General features: G+C 70.5%; 20 protein-coding genes. 13 read left to right on the top strand and 7 right to left on the bottom strand.

Annotated elements, in window-relative coordinates; all coding sequences use genetic code 11:
• Position 1: 1 nt before the first annotated feature.
• From ribH to QTI20_RS05785, 8 genes are all read left to right on the top strand, one after another.
• Positions 2-469, top strand: coding sequence for a 6,7-dimethyl-8-ribityllumazine synthase (gene ribH / locus QTI20_RS05820; protein ID WP_286549383.1), 468 nt, complete (start codon positions 2-4; stop codon positions 467-469).
• Positions 466-1,002, top strand: a complete 537-nt coding sequence (gene nusB, locus QTI20_RS05815) for a transcription antitermination factor NusB (protein WP_286549386.1) — start codon at positions 466-468, stop codon at positions 1,000-1,002. The genes ribH and nusB overlap by 4 nt, the downstream gene beginning before the upstream one ends.
• Complete coding sequence (locus QTI20_RS05810; RefSeq protein WP_286549389.1) at positions 999-2,183, top strand: pyridoxal phosphate-dependent aminotransferase; 1,185 nt, start codon at positions 999-1,001, stop codon at positions 2,181-2,183. The genes nusB and QTI20_RS05810 overlap by 4 nt, the downstream gene beginning before the upstream one ends.
• Complete coding sequence (ybgC, locus tag QTI20_RS05805; protein ID WP_286549393.1) at positions 2,180-2,617, top strand: tol-pal system-associated acyl-CoA thioesterase; 438 nt, start codon at positions 2,180-2,182, stop codon at positions 2,615-2,617. Before QTI20_RS05810 ends, ybgC begins: the two co-directional genes overlap by 4 nt.
• The gene (gene tolQ, locus QTI20_RS05800) at positions 2,614-3,315 is read left to right on the top strand and encodes a protein TolQ (RefSeq protein WP_219216662.1); all 702 of its coding nucleotides are present in this window, start codon (positions 2,614-2,616) and stop codon (positions 3,313-3,315) included. The genes ybgC and tolQ overlap by 4 nt, the downstream gene beginning before the upstream one ends.
• 25 nt (positions 3,316-3,340) lie before the next feature.
• Positions 3,341-3,778, top strand: a complete 438-nt coding sequence (locus tag QTI20_RS05795) for an ExbD/TolR family protein (RefSeq protein ID WP_286549399.1) — start codon at positions 3,341-3,343, stop codon at positions 3,776-3,778.
• A 3-nt stretch (positions 3,779-3,781) separates the two neighbouring features.
• Positions 3,782-4,777 (top strand): cell envelope integrity protein TolA, encoded by a 996-nt coding sequence (gene tolA / locus QTI20_RS05790; RefSeq protein WP_286549404.1) that lies wholly within the window; start codon positions 3,782-3,784, stop codon positions 4,775-4,777.
• A gap of 182 nt (positions 4,778-4,959) precedes the next feature.
• On the top strand, positions 4,960-5,385 hold the full coding sequence (locus QTI20_RS05785) for a universal stress protein (RefSeq protein WP_286549406.1): 426 nt from the start codon (positions 4,960-4,962) through the stop codon (positions 5,383-5,385).
• 9 nt (positions 5,386-5,394) lie between these two features.
• On the opposite strand, the gene QTI20_RS05780 is transcribed toward QTI20_RS05785, so the two are convergent.
• Positions 5,395-5,712, bottom strand: coding sequence for a YnfA family protein (locus QTI20_RS05780; protein ID WP_286549407.1), 318 nt, complete (start codon positions 5,710-5,712; stop codon positions 5,395-5,397).
• 116 nt (positions 5,713-5,828) lie between these two features.
• Between QTI20_RS05780 and QTI20_RS05775 the strand changes: the two genes are divergently transcribed.
• Positions 5,829-8,180 (top strand): FdhF/YdeP family oxidoreductase, encoded by a 2,352-nt coding sequence (locus tag QTI20_RS05775; RefSeq protein ID WP_286549409.1) that lies wholly within the window; start codon positions 5,829-5,831, stop codon positions 8,178-8,180.
• Entirely contained in the window at positions 8,177-9,289 is a 1,113-nt protein-coding gene (locus tag QTI20_RS05770) for a catalase family protein (protein WP_286549410.1), read from the top strand. Before QTI20_RS05775 ends, QTI20_RS05770 begins: the two co-directional genes overlap by 4 nt.
• 3 nt (positions 9,290-9,292) lie before the next feature.
• On the opposite strand, the gene QTI20_RS05765 is transcribed toward QTI20_RS05770, so the two are convergent.
• From QTI20_RS05765 to QTI20_RS05745, 5 genes are all read right to left on the bottom strand, one after another.
• Complete coding sequence (locus QTI20_RS05765; protein WP_286549412.1) at positions 9,293-10,840, bottom strand: malonate--CoA ligase; 1,548 nt, start codon at positions 10,838-10,840, stop codon at positions 9,293-9,295.
• Complete coding sequence (locus QTI20_RS05760; protein ID WP_286549414.1) at positions 10,837-11,631, bottom strand: enoyl-CoA hydratase/isomerase family protein; 795 nt, start codon at positions 11,629-11,631, stop codon at positions 10,837-10,839. The genes QTI20_RS05765 and QTI20_RS05760 overlap by 4 nt, the downstream gene beginning before the upstream one ends.
• A gap of 11 nt (positions 11,632-11,642) precedes the next feature.
• Positions 11,643-12,629, bottom strand: a complete 987-nt coding sequence (locus QTI20_RS05755; RefSeq protein WP_286549416.1) for a Bug family tripartite tricarboxylate transporter substrate binding protein — start codon at positions 12,627-12,629, stop codon at positions 11,643-11,645.
• Between the two features lie 85 nt (positions 12,630-12,714).
• Complete coding sequence (locus tag QTI20_RS05750) at positions 12,715-14,193, bottom strand: malonyl-CoA decarboxylase (protein ID WP_286549417.1); 1,479 nt, start codon at positions 14,191-14,193, stop codon at positions 12,715-12,717.
• On the bottom strand, positions 14,190-14,858 hold the full coding sequence (locus QTI20_RS05745; protein WP_286549421.1) for a GntR family transcriptional regulator: 669 nt from the start codon (positions 14,856-14,858) through the stop codon (positions 14,190-14,192). The genes QTI20_RS05750 and QTI20_RS05745 overlap by 4 nt, the downstream gene beginning before the upstream one ends.
• A gap of 180 nt (positions 14,859-15,038) precedes the next feature.
• Here QTI20_RS05745 and QTI20_RS05740 point away from each other — a divergent pair, with 180 nt between their 5' ends.
• Entirely contained in the window at positions 15,039-15,947 is a 909-nt protein-coding gene (locus tag QTI20_RS05740) for a pseudouridine synthase (protein WP_286549422.1), read from the top strand.
• A 4-nt stretch (positions 15,948-15,951) separates the two neighbouring features.
• On the opposite strand, the gene lgt is transcribed toward QTI20_RS05740, so the two are convergent.
• Complete coding sequence (lgt, locus tag QTI20_RS05735) at positions 15,952-16,767, bottom strand: prolipoprotein diacylglyceryl transferase (RefSeq protein ID WP_286549424.1); 816 nt, start codon at positions 16,765-16,767, stop codon at positions 15,952-15,954.
• Between the two features lie 132 nt (positions 16,768-16,899).
• Here lgt and QTI20_RS05730 point away from each other — a divergent pair, with 132 nt between their 5' ends.
• Both QTI20_RS05730 and QTI20_RS05725 read left to right on the top strand, forming a co-directional pair.
• Positions 16,900-17,910: a GlxA family transcriptional regulator gene (locus QTI20_RS05730; RefSeq protein WP_286549426.1), complete on the top strand. Its 1,011-nt coding sequence runs from the start codon at positions 16,900-16,902 to the stop codon at positions 17,908-17,910.
• A gap of 11 nt (positions 17,911-17,921) precedes the next feature.
• Positions 17,922-19,094 (top strand): MFS transporter, encoded by a 1,173-nt coding sequence (locus QTI20_RS05725; protein ID WP_286549428.1) that lies wholly within the window; start codon positions 17,922-17,924, stop codon positions 19,092-19,094.
• Positions 19,095-19,101 lie beyond the last annotated feature (7 nt).

Below are 19,101 nucleotides of genomic sequence, written 5' to 3'. Positions count from 1 at the left end.
CGTGCTTCACGCAAACAAGGGCGAGCTTCCGACGCTCGACGGACAAGGGCTGCGCATCGGCATCGTGCAGGCGCGCTTCAACGAAGACATCACCGACGCACTGGCCGAAGCCTGCCTGGCCGAACTCGCCGCGCTCGGCGTGGCCGATGCCGACATCGACCACGTGCGCGTGCCCGGCGCGCTCGAGGTGCCGGTGGCGCTGCAGGCCATGGCCCGGCGCGGCGGCTACCACGCGCTGGTCGCGCTGGGCTGCATCATCCGCGGCGAGACCTACCACTTCGAACTCGTGGCGAACGAATCCGGCGCGAGCGTGAGCCGCATCGCACTCGACCACCACCTGCCCATCGCCAACGCGATCCTCACCACCGAAAACCTGGAACAAGCCGTGGCCCGCCAGACCGACAAGGGCCGCGATGCGGCACGCGTCGCCGTCGAAATGGCGCAGCTGCTGGCCAGCACCCTCTCATGACCGCAGACCTTCCTCCCGAACAAGACGCCAAGCCGCGCCAGGTGCGCACCGGCCTCACCAGCACGGGCGCACGCAAGGCCTCGGCCAAGTCCAACCGCAGCCGCTCGCGCGAATTCGCGCTGCAGGCGCTCTACCAGCACCTGGTGGGCCGCAACGACGCGACCGAGATCGACCACTTCACGCGCGACCTGGCGGGCTTCCACAAGGCCGACGCCGCGCACTACGACGCGCTGCTGCACGGCACGATCCGCGAGGAAGCCGAACTCGACGCCATGATCCAGCCGCTGCTGGACCGCAAGTTCGGCGAGATCTCGCCGATCGAACACGCGGTGATGTGGATCGGCGTCTACGAATTCCGCCATTGCCTCGACGTGCCCTGGCGCGTGGTGCTCAACGAGTGCATCGAGCTGGCCAAGGAATTCGGCGGCACCGACGGCCACAAGTACGTGAACGCGGTGCTCAACGGGCTGGCGCCCACGCTGCGCAGTGCCGAGGTCGAAGCCGACCGCGCATCGGGGAAAGCGCGCGCATGAGGATCTCGAGCCGCGCGGAAAAGATCGAGCCCTTCTATGTGATGGAGGTGGCCAAGGCCGCCAGCGCGCTGGCGCGCGAGGTGGCCCACACCGACCGGCCGATGATCTTCCTGAACATCGGCGAGCCCGACTTCACCGCGCCGCCGCTGGTGCAGGAAGCCGCGGTGCGCGCCGTGCGCGCGGGCGCCACGCAGTACACGCAGGCCACCGGCCTCGAGCTGCTGCGCGAGCGCATCAGCGGCTGGTACCGCGAGCGCTTCGGCGTCGACGTGCCGGCCCGCCGCATCGTGATCACCGCCGGCGCCTCGGCCGCGCTGCAGCTGGCCTGCCTGGCGCTGATCGAGGCCGGCGACGAGATCCTGCTGCCCGACCCCAGCTACCCCTGCAACCGCCACTTCGTGACTGCTGCCGACGGCCGCGCCGTGCTGGTGCCGACCACCGCGGCCGAGCGCTTTCAGCTCAGCGCGGCCAAGGTCGAGGCCGCCTGGACCGACAGGACGCGCGGCGTGCTGCTGGCCTCGCCCTCGAACCCGACCGGCACCTCGATCGCGCCCGACGAACTGCGCCGCATCCACGAGGTGGTGTCGCGCCGCGGCGGCATCACGCTGATCGACGAGATCTACCTGGGCCTGTCGCACGACGACGCTTTCGGCCAGACCGCACTGGCCATCGACGACCAGGTCATCAGCATCAACAGCTTCAGCAAGTACTTCAACATGACCGGCTGGCGGCTCGGCTGGCTGGTGGTGCCCGATGCGATCGTGCCCGCGGTCGAACGGCTGGCGCAGAACCTGTTCATCTGCGCGAGCACCGTGGCGCAGTACGCGGCCCTGGCCTGCTTCGAGCCCGAGAGCATCGCCGAGTACGAACGCCGCCGCGCCGAGTTCAAGGCCCGGCGCGACTGGTTCATTCCGCAGCTCAACGCGCTGGGGCTCACGGTGCCGGTCGAACCCGACGGCGCCTTCTACGCCTGGGCCGACTGCACCGAGTTCGCGCGCAAGCTGGGCATCGAGGGCAGCTGGGACTTCGCCTTCGAGGTGATGAAGCGCGCCCATGTGGCGATCACGCCAGGCCGCGACTTCGGCACCGCCGAGACCGCGCGCTTCGTGCGCTTCTCGACCGCCAGCTCGATGGCGCACCTCGAAGAAGCGATCGCGCGGCTCAAGACGCTGGCCGGATGAGCTTCCAGTTCCCGATCCGCATCTACTGGGAGGACACCGATGCCGGCGGCATCGTGTTCTATGCCAACTACCTGAAGTTCATGGAACGCGCGCGCACCGAGTGGCTGCGCGACCTGGGCATCGAGCAGCGCGCGCTGCGCGAACAGAGCGGCGGGATGTTCGTGGTGAGCGAGACCCAGCTCAAGTACCACCGGCCGGCGCGCCTCGACGACGAACTGCTTGTTACGGTCGAACTCCGGCAGACCGGCTCGGCGTCGGCCATAATCGCCCAGCGCGTGCTATCAAAAGAAGAGCAACCCTCTTTGCTGTGCGAAGGCACGATCCGCATCGGCTGGGTCGATGGCCTCACATTGCGCCCCTCACGCATTCCGGCCCATGTTGCGGGAACCCTCGAGCGCCATCGCGGCTCCATGTCTCAACCTCTCACGCCATGAACCAAGACCTCTCGATCCTCACCCTCCTGATCCATGCCAGCCTGCCGGTGCAACTCGTGGTGCTGCTGCTGGCCGGCATCTCGATCGCCAGCTGGGCGGCGATCTTCCGCAAGTTCTTCGCGCTCAAGCGCATGCGCGCCCTCAACGACGAGTTCGAGCGCGACTTCTGGTCGGGCACCAGCCTCAACGAACTCTTCGCTTCGGCGGCCCAGAACGCCAAGCTCGCCGGCCCGATGGAGCGCATCTTCGCCTCCGGCATGCGCGAGTACCAGAAACTGCGCGAGCGCCATGTGGCCGACGCCGGCACGCTGCTCGACGGCGCGCGCCGCGCGATGCGGGCGAGCTTCCAGCGCGAGCTGGACGTGGCCGAATCCAACCTCTCCTTCCTGGCCACGGTCGGCTCGGTCTCGCCCTATGTGGGCCTGTTCGGCACGGTCTGGGGCATCATGCATGCCTTCACCGGCCTGGCCGCGCTGACGCAGGTCACGCTGGCCACCGTCGCGCCCGGTATCGCCGAGGCGCTGGTCGCCACCGCCATCGGCCTGTTCGCCGCCATCCCCGCGGTGGTCGGCTACAACCGCTTCGCCCGCGAGATCGACAAGACCGCGATCGCGCTCGAGACCTTCATCGAGGAGTTCTCGAACATCCTGCAGCGCAACCTGTCGACCCAGCCGGCGCCCTCGAGCGCCGGCCGCTGAGCCGCCGTCAACGGAAGCCGAGCCCATGCCCGCCACCTCCTCCCGCGGCCGCGGCCGCCGCACGATCAACGAGATCAACATGGTCCCGTTCATCGACGTCATGCTGGTGCTGCTGATCATCTTCATGGTGACCGCGCCGCTGATCACGCCCAGCGTGATCAACCTGCCCAGCGTCGACCGCGCCAACAAGCAGCCCGACAAGCCGATCGAGATCGTCATCAAGACCGACGACGAGATCCAGATCAAGAAGGACCCGTCCAGCGGCTCGGGCGGCAGCGCCATCCCGTTCACGCAGATCGGCAGCGCCGTGAAGACCGCGCAGGGCGGCGATGCCGAGCGCCCGGTGGTCATCAGCGCCGACAAGTCGGTCAAGTACGAGACCGTGGTCAAGGCCATGAACCTGCTCAAGCGCGCGGGCGTCGAGCGGGTCGGCCTGTCGGTCACGACCACGGGCGCGAAGTAAGGCATGTCGCTCGCCGCCGACCGCCCCGAGTTCGCCCCTCCGCCGCAACGCGGCACGCCGCGCGCCATTGCCTTCGCGCTGGCCGCGCACGCCGTGCTGATCGCCGCGCTGACCTGGGGCGTGCACTGGAAGCGCGATGCCGAGAGCGATGCCGTCGAGGCCGAGATCTGGTCGACCACGGTGCAGCAGGCCGCGCCGCGCCTCACGCAGCCGCCGGCCCCGGTGCCGCCGCCCGCGCCGGCCCCCGTGCCGACACCGGCACCGCCGCCCCCGCCGCCGCCACCGCCGCCCGCGGTGAAGGCGCCCGAGCCTGCCCCGGCTCCGCGTCCGCCCGACATCGCGCTCGAACGCGAGAAGAAGGCGCGCGAGCAGAAGGAGCGCGAGCAGGAGATCGAACGGGCCAAGCAGGAAAAGAAGATGGAAGCCGCGAAGAAGGCGGCCCAGGAAAAGAAGGAACTCGAGGCCAAGCGCCGCGCCGAGGAAGAGGCGCAGGATCGCCGCGAAGCGCAGGAAAAGGCCCAGGCCGACGCGCGCAAGAAGAAGGAAGCCGAGGCCAAGCAGCAGCAACAGCAGCAGCAGGCCGAGGCGGCGAAGAAGAAGGAGGCCGATGCCGCCAAGCAGGCCGCGGCCGACCGCGCCGCCACGCTCAAGCGCATGCAGGGCCTGGCCGGTGCCAGCGGCGACGACAACGCGACCGGCAACGCGCTGAAGTCCTCGGGCCCCTCGGGCAGCTACGGCGGCCGGGTGGCGGCGGCCGTGCGGCCCAACGTGGTCTTCCCGGATGCCGAACTGGTCAACGGCAACCCGGCCGCCGAGTTCGACGTGCGGCTGGCGCCCGACGGCACCATCGTCGGCACGCCGCGGCTGGTCAAGTCCAGCGGCCTGCCCGCCTGGGACCAGGCCGCACTGCGCGCGCTGCAGAAGACCGAAAAGCTGCCGCGCGACGTCGACGGCCGGGTGCCGCCCGCGCTGATCGTCGAGCTCAAGCCCAAGCGCTGAGGACGCCCGGCCCCGCGGCTTGACCTGCGTCAAGCCGGCGGGCCGGCCGGGGCCCTACGCTCCAGGTCAAGACCGCAGCGTCTCCGGGGGCAAGCGCACCCGGAGGCACCGGGCTGTGGTCACATGTCGCAGAGGGGCCGTGCCCACGGTCGCACCTCTTCCATGACCTTGAAAGGACCTCCATGAAAATCCTCGTCGCCGTCGATGGCAGCCCCTACACCCAGAAAGCCCTGGCCTACCTCGCCGAGCACCGCGCCATGTTCGTCGAAGGCCATGAACTCGTCGTGCTGCACGTCTGCACCGCCCTGCCGGGCAATGTGAAGCGCCATGTGGCCAAGGAGATCGTCGATGGCTACTACGCCGAAGAAGCCGCCAAGGTCTTCGAGCCGGTGAAGAAAGCCTTGACCGAGCACGGCGTGAGCGCGTTCACCACGCAGGAACGCCATGGCCATGCACCAGAAGAAATCGTCGCCGCGGCCAAGGAAGCCGGCGCCGGCCTGATCGTCATGGGCACGCATGGCCACGGCCTGTTCGGCCGCGCGCTCATGGGCTCGGTGGCCAGCAAGGTGATCGCCGAGAGTCCGGTGTCGGTGCTGCTGGTCAAGTGAGGCCGGCCCTCATTTGGGCTGGAACATGATCAGGCCCATGCCCATCAGCGCCACCACCACGCCGGCCACGTCCCAGGGCGTGGGCCGGATCCCGTCCACGGCCCAGAGCCAGGCGATCGCCACGCCGATGTAGACGCCGCCGTAGGCCGCATAGACGCGGCCCGCGGCCGTGGCGTGCAGCGTGAGCAGCCAGGCGAACAGCGCCAGGCTCAACGCCGCGGGCAGCAGCAGCCAGACCGACCTGCCCTGCTTGAGCCAGAGCCAGGGCAGGTAGCAGCCGACGATTTCGGCCAGCGCGGTGGCGACGAAGAGCGCGAGGGTTTTCATGCGCGCATTGTCGGTGGCGGCCCGTCCGACACCGCGCGGCAGCACTGCCCTACGCGGGCCTTTGCGGCGGTCCGAATACTGCAGGCCATCGGCCGCCGAACGCGCGGCTCCACGAAATGGCCGGCGACGTGAGCGACACCCCCACCTTCGAACCCAACGAACATCCGGCCGGCGGCTGGGGCTCCCTCAAGGCCGTGGCCGGCGTGCTGGCGCGCGAACGCATTCCGATCCAGGGCGCCAAGGCGCTGCTCAAGCAGAACCAGCACGGCGGCTTCGCCTGCGTGAGCTGCGCCTGGGCCAAGCCCGCCAAGCCGCACCGCGCCGAGTTCTGCGAGAACGGCGCCAAGGCCACGGCCTGGGAGCTCACCGCCAGGCGCATGCCGCCCGGCTTCTTCGAGGACCACACTCTCACCTCGCTCGAAAGCTGGAGCGACCATGCGCTCGAGGAAGGCGGCCGGCTCACGGTGCCGCTGCGCTGGGACGCGGCCAGCGACCGCTACCTCGAAGTCAGCTGGGACGAGGCCTATGCGGGCATCGGCGCCGAACTGCGCGCGCTGCGGGCCGTCGACCCGAAGTCGACCGTGTTCTATGCCTCGGGCCGTGCCTCGCTGGAAGCCAGCTACATGTACCAGTTGCTGGCCCGCCTCTACGGCAACAACAACCTGCCCGACAGCTCCAACATGTGCCACGAGAGCACCTCGGTGGCGCTGCCCCAGACCATCGGCGTGCCGGTGGGGACGGTGACGCTCGACGACTTCGAACAGACCGACGCGATCTTCTTCTTCGGCCAGAACGTGGGCGTGAACAGCCCGCGCATGCTGCACCAGCTGCAGGAGGCACGGCAGCGCGGCGTGCCGATCGTGAGCTTCAACCCTCTCAAGGAACGCGGGCTGCTGAGCTTCGCCAACCCCCAGTCGCCGATCGAGATGCTCACGCCGGCCCAGACCGCCATCAGCACGCAGTACCTGCAGCTGAAGATCGGCGGCGACATCGCGGCCATCAGCGGGCTGTGCAAGGCGCTGATCGCGGCCGACGACGAAGCGCGGCGCAGCGGTGCCGCACGCGTGGTCGACGCGGACTTCATCGCCGAGCACACGCAGGGCTTCGATGGCTTCGCCGCGCGCATGCGCGAGACGCCATGGGAGGCGATCGAATCCGAATCGGGCCTCACCCGCGCGGCGCTCGAACAGGCGGCCGCGGTCTATGCCCGCGCGCGTGCCGTGATCGGCATCTACGGCATGGGCCTGACCCAGCACCGCAAGGGCGTGATGAACGTGCAGATGGTGTCGAACCTGCTGCTCCTGGGCGGGCACATCGGCCGGCGCGGCGCGGGCATCTGCCCGGTGCGTGGCCACTCCAACGTGCAGGGCCAGCGCACCGTGGGCATCACCGAGAAGCCCGAGCTCGCGCCGCTGGACCGGCTGGCCGCGCTCTACCGCTTCGAGCCGCCGCGCGACAAGGGGCGCAACACCGTCGCCACCTGCGAAGGCGTGCTCGACGGCTCGGTGCGCGCCTTCGTCGGCCTGGGCGGCAACTTCCTGCGCGCGGTGCCCGACACCGCGCGCGTCGAGGCGGCCTGGCGCCGCCTGCGGCTCACGGTGCAGGTCGCGACCAAGCTCAACCGCAGTCACCTGGTGCACGGCGAGGTGGCCTACCTGCTGCCCTGCCTGGGCCGCATCGAGATCGACCGGCAGGCGGGCGGCGCGCAGACGATGTCGGTGGAGGATTCCACCGGCTTCATGCACGCCTCCGACGGCATGGCCGAACCGGCCGAAGCCACGCTGCGCTCCGAGGCCGCGATCATCGCGGGCATCGCGCAGGCCACGCTCGGGCCCAGCGACCACGTGCCCTGGGCCGCCTGGGCGGGCGACTACGGCCGCGTGCGCGACGCCATCGAGGCCACCTGGCCCGAGATCTTCCGCGACTTCAACGGCCGCTTCCGCGCGCCCGGCGGCTTCCACCGGCCGATCCCGGCGCGCGAGCGCATCTGGAAGACGCCCAGCGGCAAGGCGCAGTTCATCGTGCCCGACACGCTGGTGGCCGACCCCGACACGCCCGAGACCGCGCCGGACGTGCTGCGCCTCATGACGATGCGCAGCGACGACCAGTTCAACACCACCATCTACAGCCTCGACGACCGCTTCCGCGGCATCTACGGCACGCGCCAGGTGCTGCTGCTGCATGCGGCCGACATCGCGCGCCTGGGCCTGGCAGAGGGCGATACCGTCACCGCCTGCACGGCCACGGACGACGGCGTGAGGCGCGAAGTGGCCGGCCTGCGTGTGACGCCCTTCGACATCCCCGCGGGCTGCGCGGCCGGCTACTTCCCCGAATGCAATCCGCTGGTGCCGCTCGCGCACCACGCCGAGGGCAGCCAGGTGCCGGCCTTCAAGGCGATCCCGATCCGGCTGCGCCGCACCGGCAGCCACCCGCCAGTTTTCACCCACGATTCAAAGGAAATGCCATGAGCGACCCCACCACGCATCCCATCACACCGCTGCCCTACCAGCCGGAATACGAAGCGCTCGAGGACGACGAGGCCGAGACCGAGCGGGCGCTCAACGAGACGCTCTACGAGATCAACGAGACCGTGCGCAAGGACGAGGGCCATGCCTACCGCAGCGTGCACGCGAAGAGCCACGGCCTGCTGTTCGGCGAGCTGCAGGTCGCGGCCGGCCTGCCCGAGATGCTCGCGCAGGGTGTGTTCGCGACGCCCGCCACCTACCCGGTCGTGATGCGCCTGTCGACCGTGCCCGGCGACCTGCTGGAAGACAGCGTGTCGACGCCGCGCGGCCTGGGCCTGAAGATCGTGGGCGTGCCGGGCGAGCGCCTGCCCGGCTCCGAAGCCGACGTCACGCAGGATTTCCTCATGGTCAACGGGCCCGTGTTCAGCGCGCCCACGGCCAAGAAGTTCCTGGGCACGCTCAAGCTGCTGGCGGCCAGCACCGACAAGGCGCCGGGCCTCAAGAAGGCGCTGTCGGCCACCTTGCGCGGACTCGAGAGCCTGATCGAGAAGGCCGGCGGCGAGAGCGGCACGCTCAAGGCGCTGGGCGGCCATCCCGCGACGAACATCCTGGGCGAGACCTTCTTCACGCAGGTGCCCATGCGCTTCGGCCCCTACATGGGCAAGCTGCAGCTGGTGCCGGTGTCGCCCGAACTCACGGCGCTGACCGATGCGCCGGTCGACCTGGGCGAGCGGCCCAACGCCCTGCGCGACGCCGTGGTTGCGCATTTCGGCGTCCATGGCGGCACCTGGGAGCTGCGGGTGCAGCTGTGCACCGATCTGGAGAAGATGCCGATCGAGGATGCCTCGGTCCAATGGCCGGAGGACCTGAGCCCCTACCTCACGGTGGCGCGCATCGTGGCCCGTCCGCAGGTGGCCTGGAGCGCCGCGCGCTCGGCGGCGGTGGACGACGGCATGTCCTTCAGCCCCTGGCACGGCCTGGCCGCGCACCGGCCCATCGGCTCGGTGATGCGGGTGCGCAAGGCCGTCTATGCGATGGCCTCGCGCTACCGTTCCGAGCACAACGCGACCCAGGTCGAAGAGCCGCGCGCGCTGAGCGCGCTGCCCGACTGAGGATCAGGCGCGCGCGAACAGCCCCTTGTGCTGTTCGCGCAGCAGCGCCTTCTGCACCTTGCCCATGGCGTTGCGCGGCAGTTCGCCCACCACGAAGCAGCGCTTGGGCACCTTGAAGTTGGCCAGCCTGGCCTTGAGCTCGGCCACGATCGCGTCCGCGTCGATCACCGCGCCGGGCCTGGTTGTGACCACGGCCACGCCCACCTCGCCGAAGTCCGCATGGGGCACGCCCACCACCGCGCTCTCGGCCACGCCCGGCAGTTCGTTGATGAAGCCTTCGATCTCGGCCGGGTAGACGTTGTAGCCGCCGCTGATGATCAGGTCCTTGCTGCGGCCGACGATGGTGATGTAGCCCAGGCCGTCGATCTGGCCCACGTCGCCGGTCTTGAAGAAGCCGTCGGCGGTGAACTCCTCCTTGGTCTTCTCGGGCATGCGCCAGTAGCCCGCGAACACGTTGGGGCCGTCGACCTCGATGTTGCCGATCTCGCCCGTGCCGGCCTCGCGGCTGTCGCCGTTCTCGTCGGCGATGCGCACGCGCAGCTGCACGCCCGGCAGCGCGAAGCCCACCGTGCCGCCGCGACGCTCGCCCTGCACCGCGCTGTAGGGGTTGGAGGTGAGCATCGCGGTCTCGCTCATGCCGTAGCGCTCGAGGATGGTGTGGCCGGTGCGCTGCTGCCAGGCGTGGAAGGTCTCGATCAAGAGCGGCGCCGAACCCGCGATGAACAGGCGCATGCGCTTGCAGGCCTTCTTCGTGAGCCCGGGCTCGGCCAGCATGCGTACGTAGAGCGTGGGCACGCCCATGAAGACCGTGGCCTCGGGCAGCCGCGCCACCACGCGCTTCGGGTCGAACTTGTTGAGCCAGATCATCTTGCTGCCGTTGAGCAGCGCGCCGTGGATCGCGACGAACAGGCCGTGGACATGGAAGATGGGCAGCGCATGGATCAGCACGTCGCCTTCGGTCCAGCCCCAGTAGTCCTTGAGCACCTCGGCATTCGACAGCAGGTTGCGGTGCGTGAGCATCGCGCCCTTGCTGCGGCCGGTGGTGCCGCTGGTGTAGAGGATGGCGGCCAGGTCGTCGTCTTGCTTGCGCGCCACGGTGTGCCGGTCGCTGCACTGCGCAGCGAGCTCGAGCAAGGTGCCGGTGCGGTCGTCGTCGAGCGTGAACACATGGCGCGTGCCCGCGGCCTGCGCGATCGGGCCGACCCAGCCGGCGTTGACGCTGCTGCACACCACCACGGCCGGCTCGGCGTTGCCGATGAAGTACTCGATCTCGGCCCCGCGGTAGGCGGTGTTGAGCGGCAGGAACACATAGCCCGCGCGCAGCGTAGCCAGGTAGAGCATCAGCGCCTCGACCGATTTCTCGACCTGCACCGCGATGCGCGCGCCCTCTTCCAGGTCCAGCGCGGCGAACAGGTTGGCGATCATCGCGCTCGCGCGGTCGAGGTCGCGCCAGGAATAGAGCAGGCCGTCGTCGGTCTCGACCGCGACCGCATCGAGGTCGGCGGGGAAGGCGGCGCGCAGCGCGGCGAAGAGGTTGGCGTGGGTCGTCATGCGGGGTCTCGGAAAACAGGAGGACGTTTGGCAAGGAAGGCGGCGATGCCTTCGCGGTGTTCGGGGGAATCGGCGTAATCGTAGGCCGTGGGCAGCAGGGCTTGGACCCCGCCGCTGTCGACGCCGGCCAATGCGGCCAGCATGCGTTTGTGGGCGCGCGCGGCCTCGGGCGCGAGTGCGGCGATGCGATGCGCATGCACCCGCACCGCGTCGGCGACGGCCGCGTCGGGCAGCACCTCGAGCAGGAAGCCGGCCTCCTTCAGCCGGGGCGCGCCGTGCACGCCCGCGGCCAGCAGCATGTCGCGCGCCAGCGCGTCGCCGACCGCACGGTGCACCAGCGCGGCCTCGTAGGGCGCCATCGGGAAGCCGAGCTTGGCGATGGGCGCGCCGAACTTCGCCGAGGCGCCGGCCAGCCGGATGTCGCAGCAGCTCGCGATCTCGAGGCCGGCGCCCATGCAGGCGCCTTCGATCTGCGCGAGCATCGGCACTTCGCAGCCGCGCAGCGCCTTGAGCGCGGCGCCGACCTCGTCTTCATGGAAGACGCGCAGCGCGGCCGTGTCGAAGCGGAAGGACGGGTATTCCGAGATGTCGCCGCCGGCGCAGAAGGCCCCACCCTCCCCGCGCAGCACGATGCAGCGCAGGGCGGCGTCGGCCGACAGGGACGCAGGGCCCTCGAAGGCCGCGCGCAGTTCGCGCCACATCGCGCGCGACATGGCGTTCAGGCGCCCCGCATGCACCAGCGTCACGAAGGCGACCGCGCCCTCGCGCTCGACGCGAATCTCACCCGCCATGGTTCGGTTCCTTATTCCAGTTTGGCGCCCGAGGCCTTGACCACCGCGGCCCAGCGCCTGATTTCGGCATTGACGAAGCCGCCGTAGGCCGCGTTCGTGAGGTTGGGAATCTCCGAGCCGTTGGCGGCCCAGATGGTCCTGAGCTCGTCGGTGGCCAGGGCCTTCTTCATGTCCTCGATGATGCGCGATTGCACCTCGGCCGGCGTGCCCTTGGGCGCCCACAGGCCGTACCAGGTGGTCACGGTGTAGTCGGGCAGGCCCACCTCGGCCGCGCAGGGCACGTCGGGGAAGGCCGGGTTGCGCTTGGCGCCGGCCATCATCAGCGCCTTGATGCGCCCGCCCTTGATGTGCTGCGAGGACGAGCCCAGGCCGTCGAAGCAGACGTCGACGTTGCCCGCGATCAGGTCTTGCAGCATCGGGCCCGCGCCGCGGTAGGGGATGTGCGTGATGAAGGTGCCGGTCTGCTGCTTGAACAGCTCGCCCGCCAGGTGGTGCGAGGTGCCGGCGCCGGCCGAGCCGTAGTTCATCTTGGCCGGGTTGCGCTTGGCATAGGCGATGAACTCCTGGACGGTGGTCTGCGACACGCGCTTGGGGTTGACCACCACCACCTGCGGCGCGTTGGCCAGCAGCATCAGCGGCACGAAGTCCTTCTCGATGTCGTAGTCGAGCTTGGGATAGATCGAGGGCGCGATCGCATGGTGCACCGCGCCCATGAACAGGCCGTAGCCGTCCGGCGGCAGCTTGGCCGCGACGCTCGCGCCCAAGGTGCCGCCCGCGCCGCCGCGGTTGTCGATCACCAGCGTCTGGCCGGTGCCCTTGGAGAACTGTGCCGACAAGGGCCGCGCGAAGGCGTCGGTGCCGCCGCCGGCCGGGAACGGCACGACCAGCGTGACCGGCTTGGAGGGCCAGCCGGATTGCGCCTGCGCGCCGCCGCCAAGGACGGCCGCGGCCGCCGCGGCCAGGCGCAGCATGTCGCGGCGCTGAAAGCTGTGGTTCATTGTCTTGTCTCCTGTTTTTATGCAACGCTCATGTGCCGGGGCCGTCGGCACGCCGTGGAAATCGGCCCGTCGAAAAACTGCGCGCTCAAGCCTTGAAGAACAGGCTGTCGACATCGCCAGAGACCGCCACCTTGCCCTGCGCCAGCAGCGCCCGGTGCTTGTCGAGCCGCTTGAGATCGTAGAGGTAGTTGACCATGAGCCCGTAGGCCTGCTTGACGCCCTTGGTCGACGGGTCGCCGGCCCAGTTGAGCCGCTCGACCCGCGCCCCGTTGCCGAGGTGGAAGCGCGCCACCGGATCGACCGGCTTGCCCTCGACCGTGGCGCGCCCCAGGTACTCGGCCGCGCATTGCATCAGCATCTGGCGCACCGGCGATTTCGCCTCCAGCGCCAGCGCATCGTCGGCCGCGGCCAGCAGGCGCTCCGGCGTGGGCGGCAGCGAGCCCAGCGCCTGCCCCAGGGCGCGCGCGCGCTTGTCGTCGAGCCGCAGCAGCATCTCGGCCGCGTGCTTGCCGAGCCAGGGGCGAAAGCCCGGGATCGGCGACAGCGTGGCGAAGACCTTGAGCCGCGGGAACTCGGCCTGCAGCGTCTCGACCACGCGCTTGATCAGCGAATCGCCGAAGCTCACGCCACGCAGGCCGGTCTGGGTGTTGCTGATCGAATAGAAGATCGCGGTGCTGGCCTTGTCCGCGGTGGCCAGCGCCGCGGCCTCGTCGAGCAGCGGCACGATGCCGTCGCTCAGGTGGTCGACCAGCGCCACCTCGACGAAGATCAGCGGCACGTCGGGGAGCCGCGGATGGAAGAAGCCATAGCAGCGGCGGTCGCTGTCGAGCCGGTTCTTCACGTCGGCCCAGCTCTTGATGTCGTGCACCGCCTCGTACTGGATCAGCTTCTCGATCAGCGAGGCCGGCGAGTCCCAGCTGATGCGGCGCAGGTCGAGGAAGGCCACGTCGAACCAAGTCGAGAACAGGTGCTCGAGTTCGGCATCGAGCGGCACGAAGCGGCGCTCGCCCTTGACCTGCGGCAGCAGCTCGGCCCGCAGGTCGATCAGGAAGCGCATGCCGTCGGGGTCGATGGTGAAGCGCTGCAGCAGGCGCGCGCGCGGCGAGGCCAGCGCGCGGCGCAGGTGCACCTCGGCCTGCCCTTCGTCGGCGGTGCCGGCCGCCGCCTCGTGGCGCGCGCGGGCGCTGCTGAGCTTCTTGGCATCGGGCGCGAAGCGTTCGCTGATCAGCAGCCAGACGTCGCGCCGCTCGGCGGCATCGAGTTCGGCGTACCAGCGCATGACCTCGCAGGCGCGCCGGCCGGCTTCGACCTCGCTGACGCGCGCGTCGACCACCGATTGCAGCTCGGTCAGCGCGCGCCGCAGCGCCCGCGGCGCCATCGCCTCGCCGTGGCGGCGCAGGGTGGCGTCGAGGCGCTCGCTCAGGGTGCGCGGCGGCAGCGCGGCCTTCTTCTTCGCCGGGGCCGTGGTGGAAGACGGTGCGGCCTCCTTTTCGGGGCCGGCGGCCGGCGTGGCGTCGGGGCGCAATCGCGACACGCTGCGCGTGAGCCAGGTGGAAGCATTCATGAAGCCAGCCTCGATTTCTGTTGAAGCGCCACGGCGCGCAGGGCTTCGCGCTGGCGGTGGAGATGGGTGCGCATCGCGGCCTCGGCGCCGTCGCTGTCGCGCGCCTTGAGCGCCGCGAACACGGCCAGGTGTTCCGACAGGCTCTGCGCCAGCCGGCCCGGGGCGTTGAGCTGCTGCAGCCGCGCGAGCTTGAGGATCTTGCGCAGGTCGCCGATGGTCTGGGCCAGCCAGCGGTTGTCGGCCAGCGTGATGATGGCCTCGTGGATCACCAGGTTGGTCGCGTAGTAGGCGGTGATCCGCTTGGCCGCGGCATGCTTGACCAGCTTGTCGTGCAGCGACTCGAGCGTGGCGATGTCGGCATCGCTCGCGTTGCGCGCGGCCTCCCAGGCGCAGCGGCCCTCGAGCAGCGCGATCACCGGAAAGATCTCGTCGAGGTCGCGCTCGGTCACCTCGGCCACGAAGCAGCCGCGGCGCGGCTCGTGGCGCAGCAGGCCCTCGGCCGTGAGCACCTTCAAGGCCTCGCGCAGCGGCGTGCGCGAGATGGCCAGCCGCTCGCACAGCGCGGCCTCGTCGAGGAAGCTGCCCGGCGCCAGCGTGCCCGCGAAGATCTCCTCCCGCAGCGATGTGGCGACTTCGTCGTGCAGCGAATTGGCAACGATGCGCATGGTGTGTATAGCCCTGGCGGGTGGATCGGCGGGGGCGGACGGCGGCTCAGTGTGACCTTGCCTGCACGCCGTAATTTCCGATAATTACGCGTAATTATGGGAACAACAGCGCGTGCTGGCAATGGCCGCGCGCCGGTGGAAACCCTGGCCCGCGCCCACGGGACGGCTACAGTCGAGGCCGTGCGCGCCCCTGCTCCTCCCCTCCCCCTGCCGACCCGCGACGGCGTCGGCCCCAGCTGCGTCGGCCTGCCGCCGGGCGCCTGGCCGACGGTGCTGGACTTTTTGCTGGAACGCTTTCCCGCGGTCGGCTCCGCCACCTGGCTGGCGCGCATCGACGCCGGCGAGGTGATCGACGAGCACGGCGAGACGGTCACGCGGACCTTGCCCTACCGGGCCCACCGCCGCGTCTACTACTACCGCGAGATCCCGGACGAGCCGCGCGTGCCCTTCGACGAGGTGCTGCTGTTCCAGGACGCGCAGCTGGTGGTGGCCGACAAGCCGCACTTCCTGCCGGTCACGCCCGGCGGCAAGTACCTGCAGGAGAGCCTGCTGGTGCGGCTCAAGCGCCGGCTCGGCATCGACACGCTGGCGCCGGTGCACCGCATCGACCGCAGCACCGCGGGCCTGGTGCTGTTCAGCGTCGAGCCCGCCACGCGCGGCCACTACCAGCGCATCTTCGCGGAACGCGAGGTGCACAAGACCTACGAGGCCATCGTGCACGGCCCCGGGCCGCGGCCCCTGCCCGCGGTGCACCGCAGCCGGCTGGCCGAGGACCTGGCCTTCATGCGCATGCGCGAGGTGCCGGGCGAGGCGAACTCCGAGACCCGCATCGAGCAACTCGCGGCGCTCGACGGCGGCCGGCTGCGCCTGCGGCTGTCGCCGGTCACGGGCCGCAAGCACCAGTTGCGCGTGCACTGCGCGGCGCTGGGCATGCCGATCGTCAACGACCCGGTCTACCCGGTGCTGCGCGCGGAAGGCGACGAGGACCACGCCCATCCGCTGCAATTGCTGGCGCAGACGCTGCGCTTCACCGATCCGGTGACGGGCGACGCGCGCCTGTTCCGCAGCACGCTGTCGCTCGGCAGTTGAAGGTTCAGCGGCGCGCGGCGCGCGCCGGTGCGCTCAGGTACAGCCAGACGCCGAAGGCGATCATGGGCACGCACAGCCACTGGCCCATGCTCATGTTGAGCGCCAGCAGGCCGAGGAAGTCGTCGGGCTCGCGGAAGTACTCGGCGATGAAGCGCATCGCGCCGTAGCCGATCAGGAACACCGCGGCGACCCGGCTCTGCACGCGTTCCTTGCGGGCGTAGAGCCAGAGGATCACGAACAGCAGCAGGCCTTCGAGCAGGAACTGGTAGACCTGCGACGGGTGGCGCGGCAGCATCGAGCCGCTCTGCGGGAACACCATGCCCCAGGGCAGGTCCGGGCTCGAGAAGCGGCCCCAGAGTTCGCCATTGATGAAGTTGCCCACCCGGCCCGCGGCCAGGCCGGTCGGCACGCAGGGCGCGACGAAGTCCATCACCTGCCAGAACGGCCGGGCGCGCGAATGCGCGAACCACACCATGGCGCCGATCACGCCCAGCAGCCCGCCATGGAAGCTCATGCCGCCCTGCCAGACCATGAGGATCTCCAGCGGATGCGTGAGGTAGTAGCCGGGCTTGTAGAACAGGCAGTAGCCCAGGCGGCCGCCGACGATCACGCCCATCACGCCGAGGAACAGGATGTCCTCCACGTCCTTGCGGCTCCAGAGGCCGGGCCCGGTCAGCGAGCGGAAGGGCTCGTGCCGAAGCCGGCGGGTGCCGAGGAAATAGAAGAGCGCGAAGGCGGCGAGGTAGGTCAGGCCGTACCAGTGGATGGCGACGGGCCCGATTTGGAGGGCGATCGGATTGATCTGCGGATACATGAGCATGCGGGCATTGTGCCGTGGCCGCCGTGACGGTTCGCCTACACCCTGCCGGCGCGCCGGCCACCGCGGCAGATTGGCCAGATCCGTGGGCTCGATGTCATTGCGGCCACGGCGCTTTCGGCCCAGACTCGGCGCATGCACACGCCGCGCCGCATCGCCTGCCTGCTCTATCCCGAGCTCATGAGCCTGGACCTCGTCGGGCCGATGCAGGTCTTCGCCTCGGCCAACGCCGAGCGCAAGGGCCATGGCCTGCCGCCCGCCTACGTCTTGCAGCTGGTGGGCGCGACGGCCGGGCCGGTGCTGACCTCCGCGGGATTTGCGCTGACCGCCGACACGGCGCGCGACGAACTGGCGCTCGCGGGCCTCGACACGCTGCTGGTGCCCGGCGGCGACGGCGTCGATGCCCAGTTGGGCGACGGTTCGCTGCTGGCCTGGCTGCGCGCCGTCGAACCGCAGGTCCGGCGGCTGGGCTCGGTCTGCTCGGGCGCGCTGCTGCTGGCCGCGGCCGGGCTGCTCGACGGCCACCGCGCCACCACCCACTGGTCGCGCACCGAGACGCTGCGGCGGCGCCATCCGGCGGTACGGATCGAGCCCGACTGCCTGCACACCTACGACAGCACCAGCCCGCAGGACAGCCACCTGTTCACCTCGGCCGGCGTCACGGCCGGCATCGACCTCGCACTGGCGCTGGTCGAGGCGGACCTGGGCCGGCCGCTCGCGCTGGCGGTCGCGCGCCGGCTCGTGATGTTCATGCGCCGGCCCGGCGGCCAGGCGCAGTTCAGCCACCTGCTCGCGCCCGAGGCATTGCATGCGCCGCGCCTGGCCGCGCTGCTCGAATGGATCCCGGGCCAGATCGGCAGCGACCTCTCGCTGCAGGCGATGGCCGATCGCGCCTGCATGCCGCCGCGCACCCTCTCGCGCGTGTTCCAGCGCGAGCTGGGCATGGCACCAGGCCGCTATGTCGAACGCGTGCGGGTCGAAGCGGCTTCCGCGCTGCTGGCCCAGGCGCAGGCCTCGATCGCGACCGTGGCGCGGCTGTGCGGCTTCGCGCACCCGGAGAACCTGCGGCGCAGCTTCCACAAGCACCGCGCCGTGAGCCCGCAGGCCTATGCGGAGCGTTTCGGCACCGCCCCTCGCGCCGACTGAGCCCGCGCCCGATGCTGCTGCTCCGCAATGCCTCGCTGCGCCTGCTGTTCTTCGGCCAGGCACTCTACTGGTCGTGCTCGATCATCGGCATCACGCTGACCTCGCTGGTCGGCGCCCGGCTCGCGCCCTGGCCCGTGCTGGCCACCCTGCCGCTGGCGCTGCTGGTGCTGGGCAACCTCGCGGCCGTGCGCCCGCTGTCGATGTTCATGCAGCGCCACGGGCGCCGGCGCGGGCTCATGCGCGGCGCGGCCTTCGGCATCGCCGGCGGCGGCGTGGCGGCGGCCGGCGTGGTGCTGGGCAGTTTCGCCGTGTTCTGCGCGGGCATCGCCTGCATCGGCGTCTACCAGGCCTCGGCCGGCTACTACCGCTATGCGGCGCTCGAGGCCGTCGACGCTTCGCAGAAGGGCCGCGCGGCCGCCTGCGTGGTGGGCGGCGGCATCGGCGCCGCGCTGCTGGCGCCGTCCATCGCGCTCTGGTCGCGCGACGCGCTGGCCACGCCCTTCGCGGGCGCCTACCTCGCGATCGCCGCGCTGGCCGCGATCGGGCTGCTCGTCATGTCGCGGCTGCGCGAAGGCGCCGTGCCGCAGCCGGCCGGCGGCGGCTGGTCGACGCTGCCGGCCCTGCTGCGGCGCCCGGCGCTGCGGGCCGCCGTCTGCATGACGGCCATCGGCCACGGGCTGATGGTGCTGGCGATGAACGCGACGCCGCTGGCCATGGAGATCTGCGGCCTCTCGCTCGCGTCGGCCGCGCAGGTGATCCAGTGGCATGTGATCGGCATGTTCCTGCCGGCCTTCTTTGCCGGCGGGCTGGTCGACCGCTGGGGCAGCCGGCGCGTGGCTGCGCTGGGGGCGGCCTGCATCGCGCTGAGCGCCTGCGTGGCCCTCGGCGGCAGCACCTTCGCGCCCTTCTTCGCCAGCTCCTTCCTGCTGGGCGTGGGCTGGAACCTGATGATCATCGCCGGCACCACGCTGCTGGGCGAGTCGCATGCGCCCCAGGAACGGGGCCAGGCCCAGGCCCTGATGGAGCTCACCAACAGCAGCACCGCCACGCTGATGTCCTTCGCGTCGGGCGCGCTGCTCAACGGCCTGGGCTGGCCGGCGATCAACCTCGCGATGCTGCCGCTGCTGGCTGTGGCGGCGGGCCTGCTGTGGACCGGCCGCGGGCAGCCTAAGGCCGCGGCCTGAGCCGCGG

The sequence above is a fragment of the Variovorax sp. J2P1-31 genome (assembly GCF_030317215.1).
Taxonomy (GTDB): Bacteria; Pseudomonadota; Gammaproteobacteria; order Burkholderiales; family Burkholderiaceae_C; genus Variovorax.
This window is presented reverse-complemented; position numbering and strand designations above follow the sequence as displayed.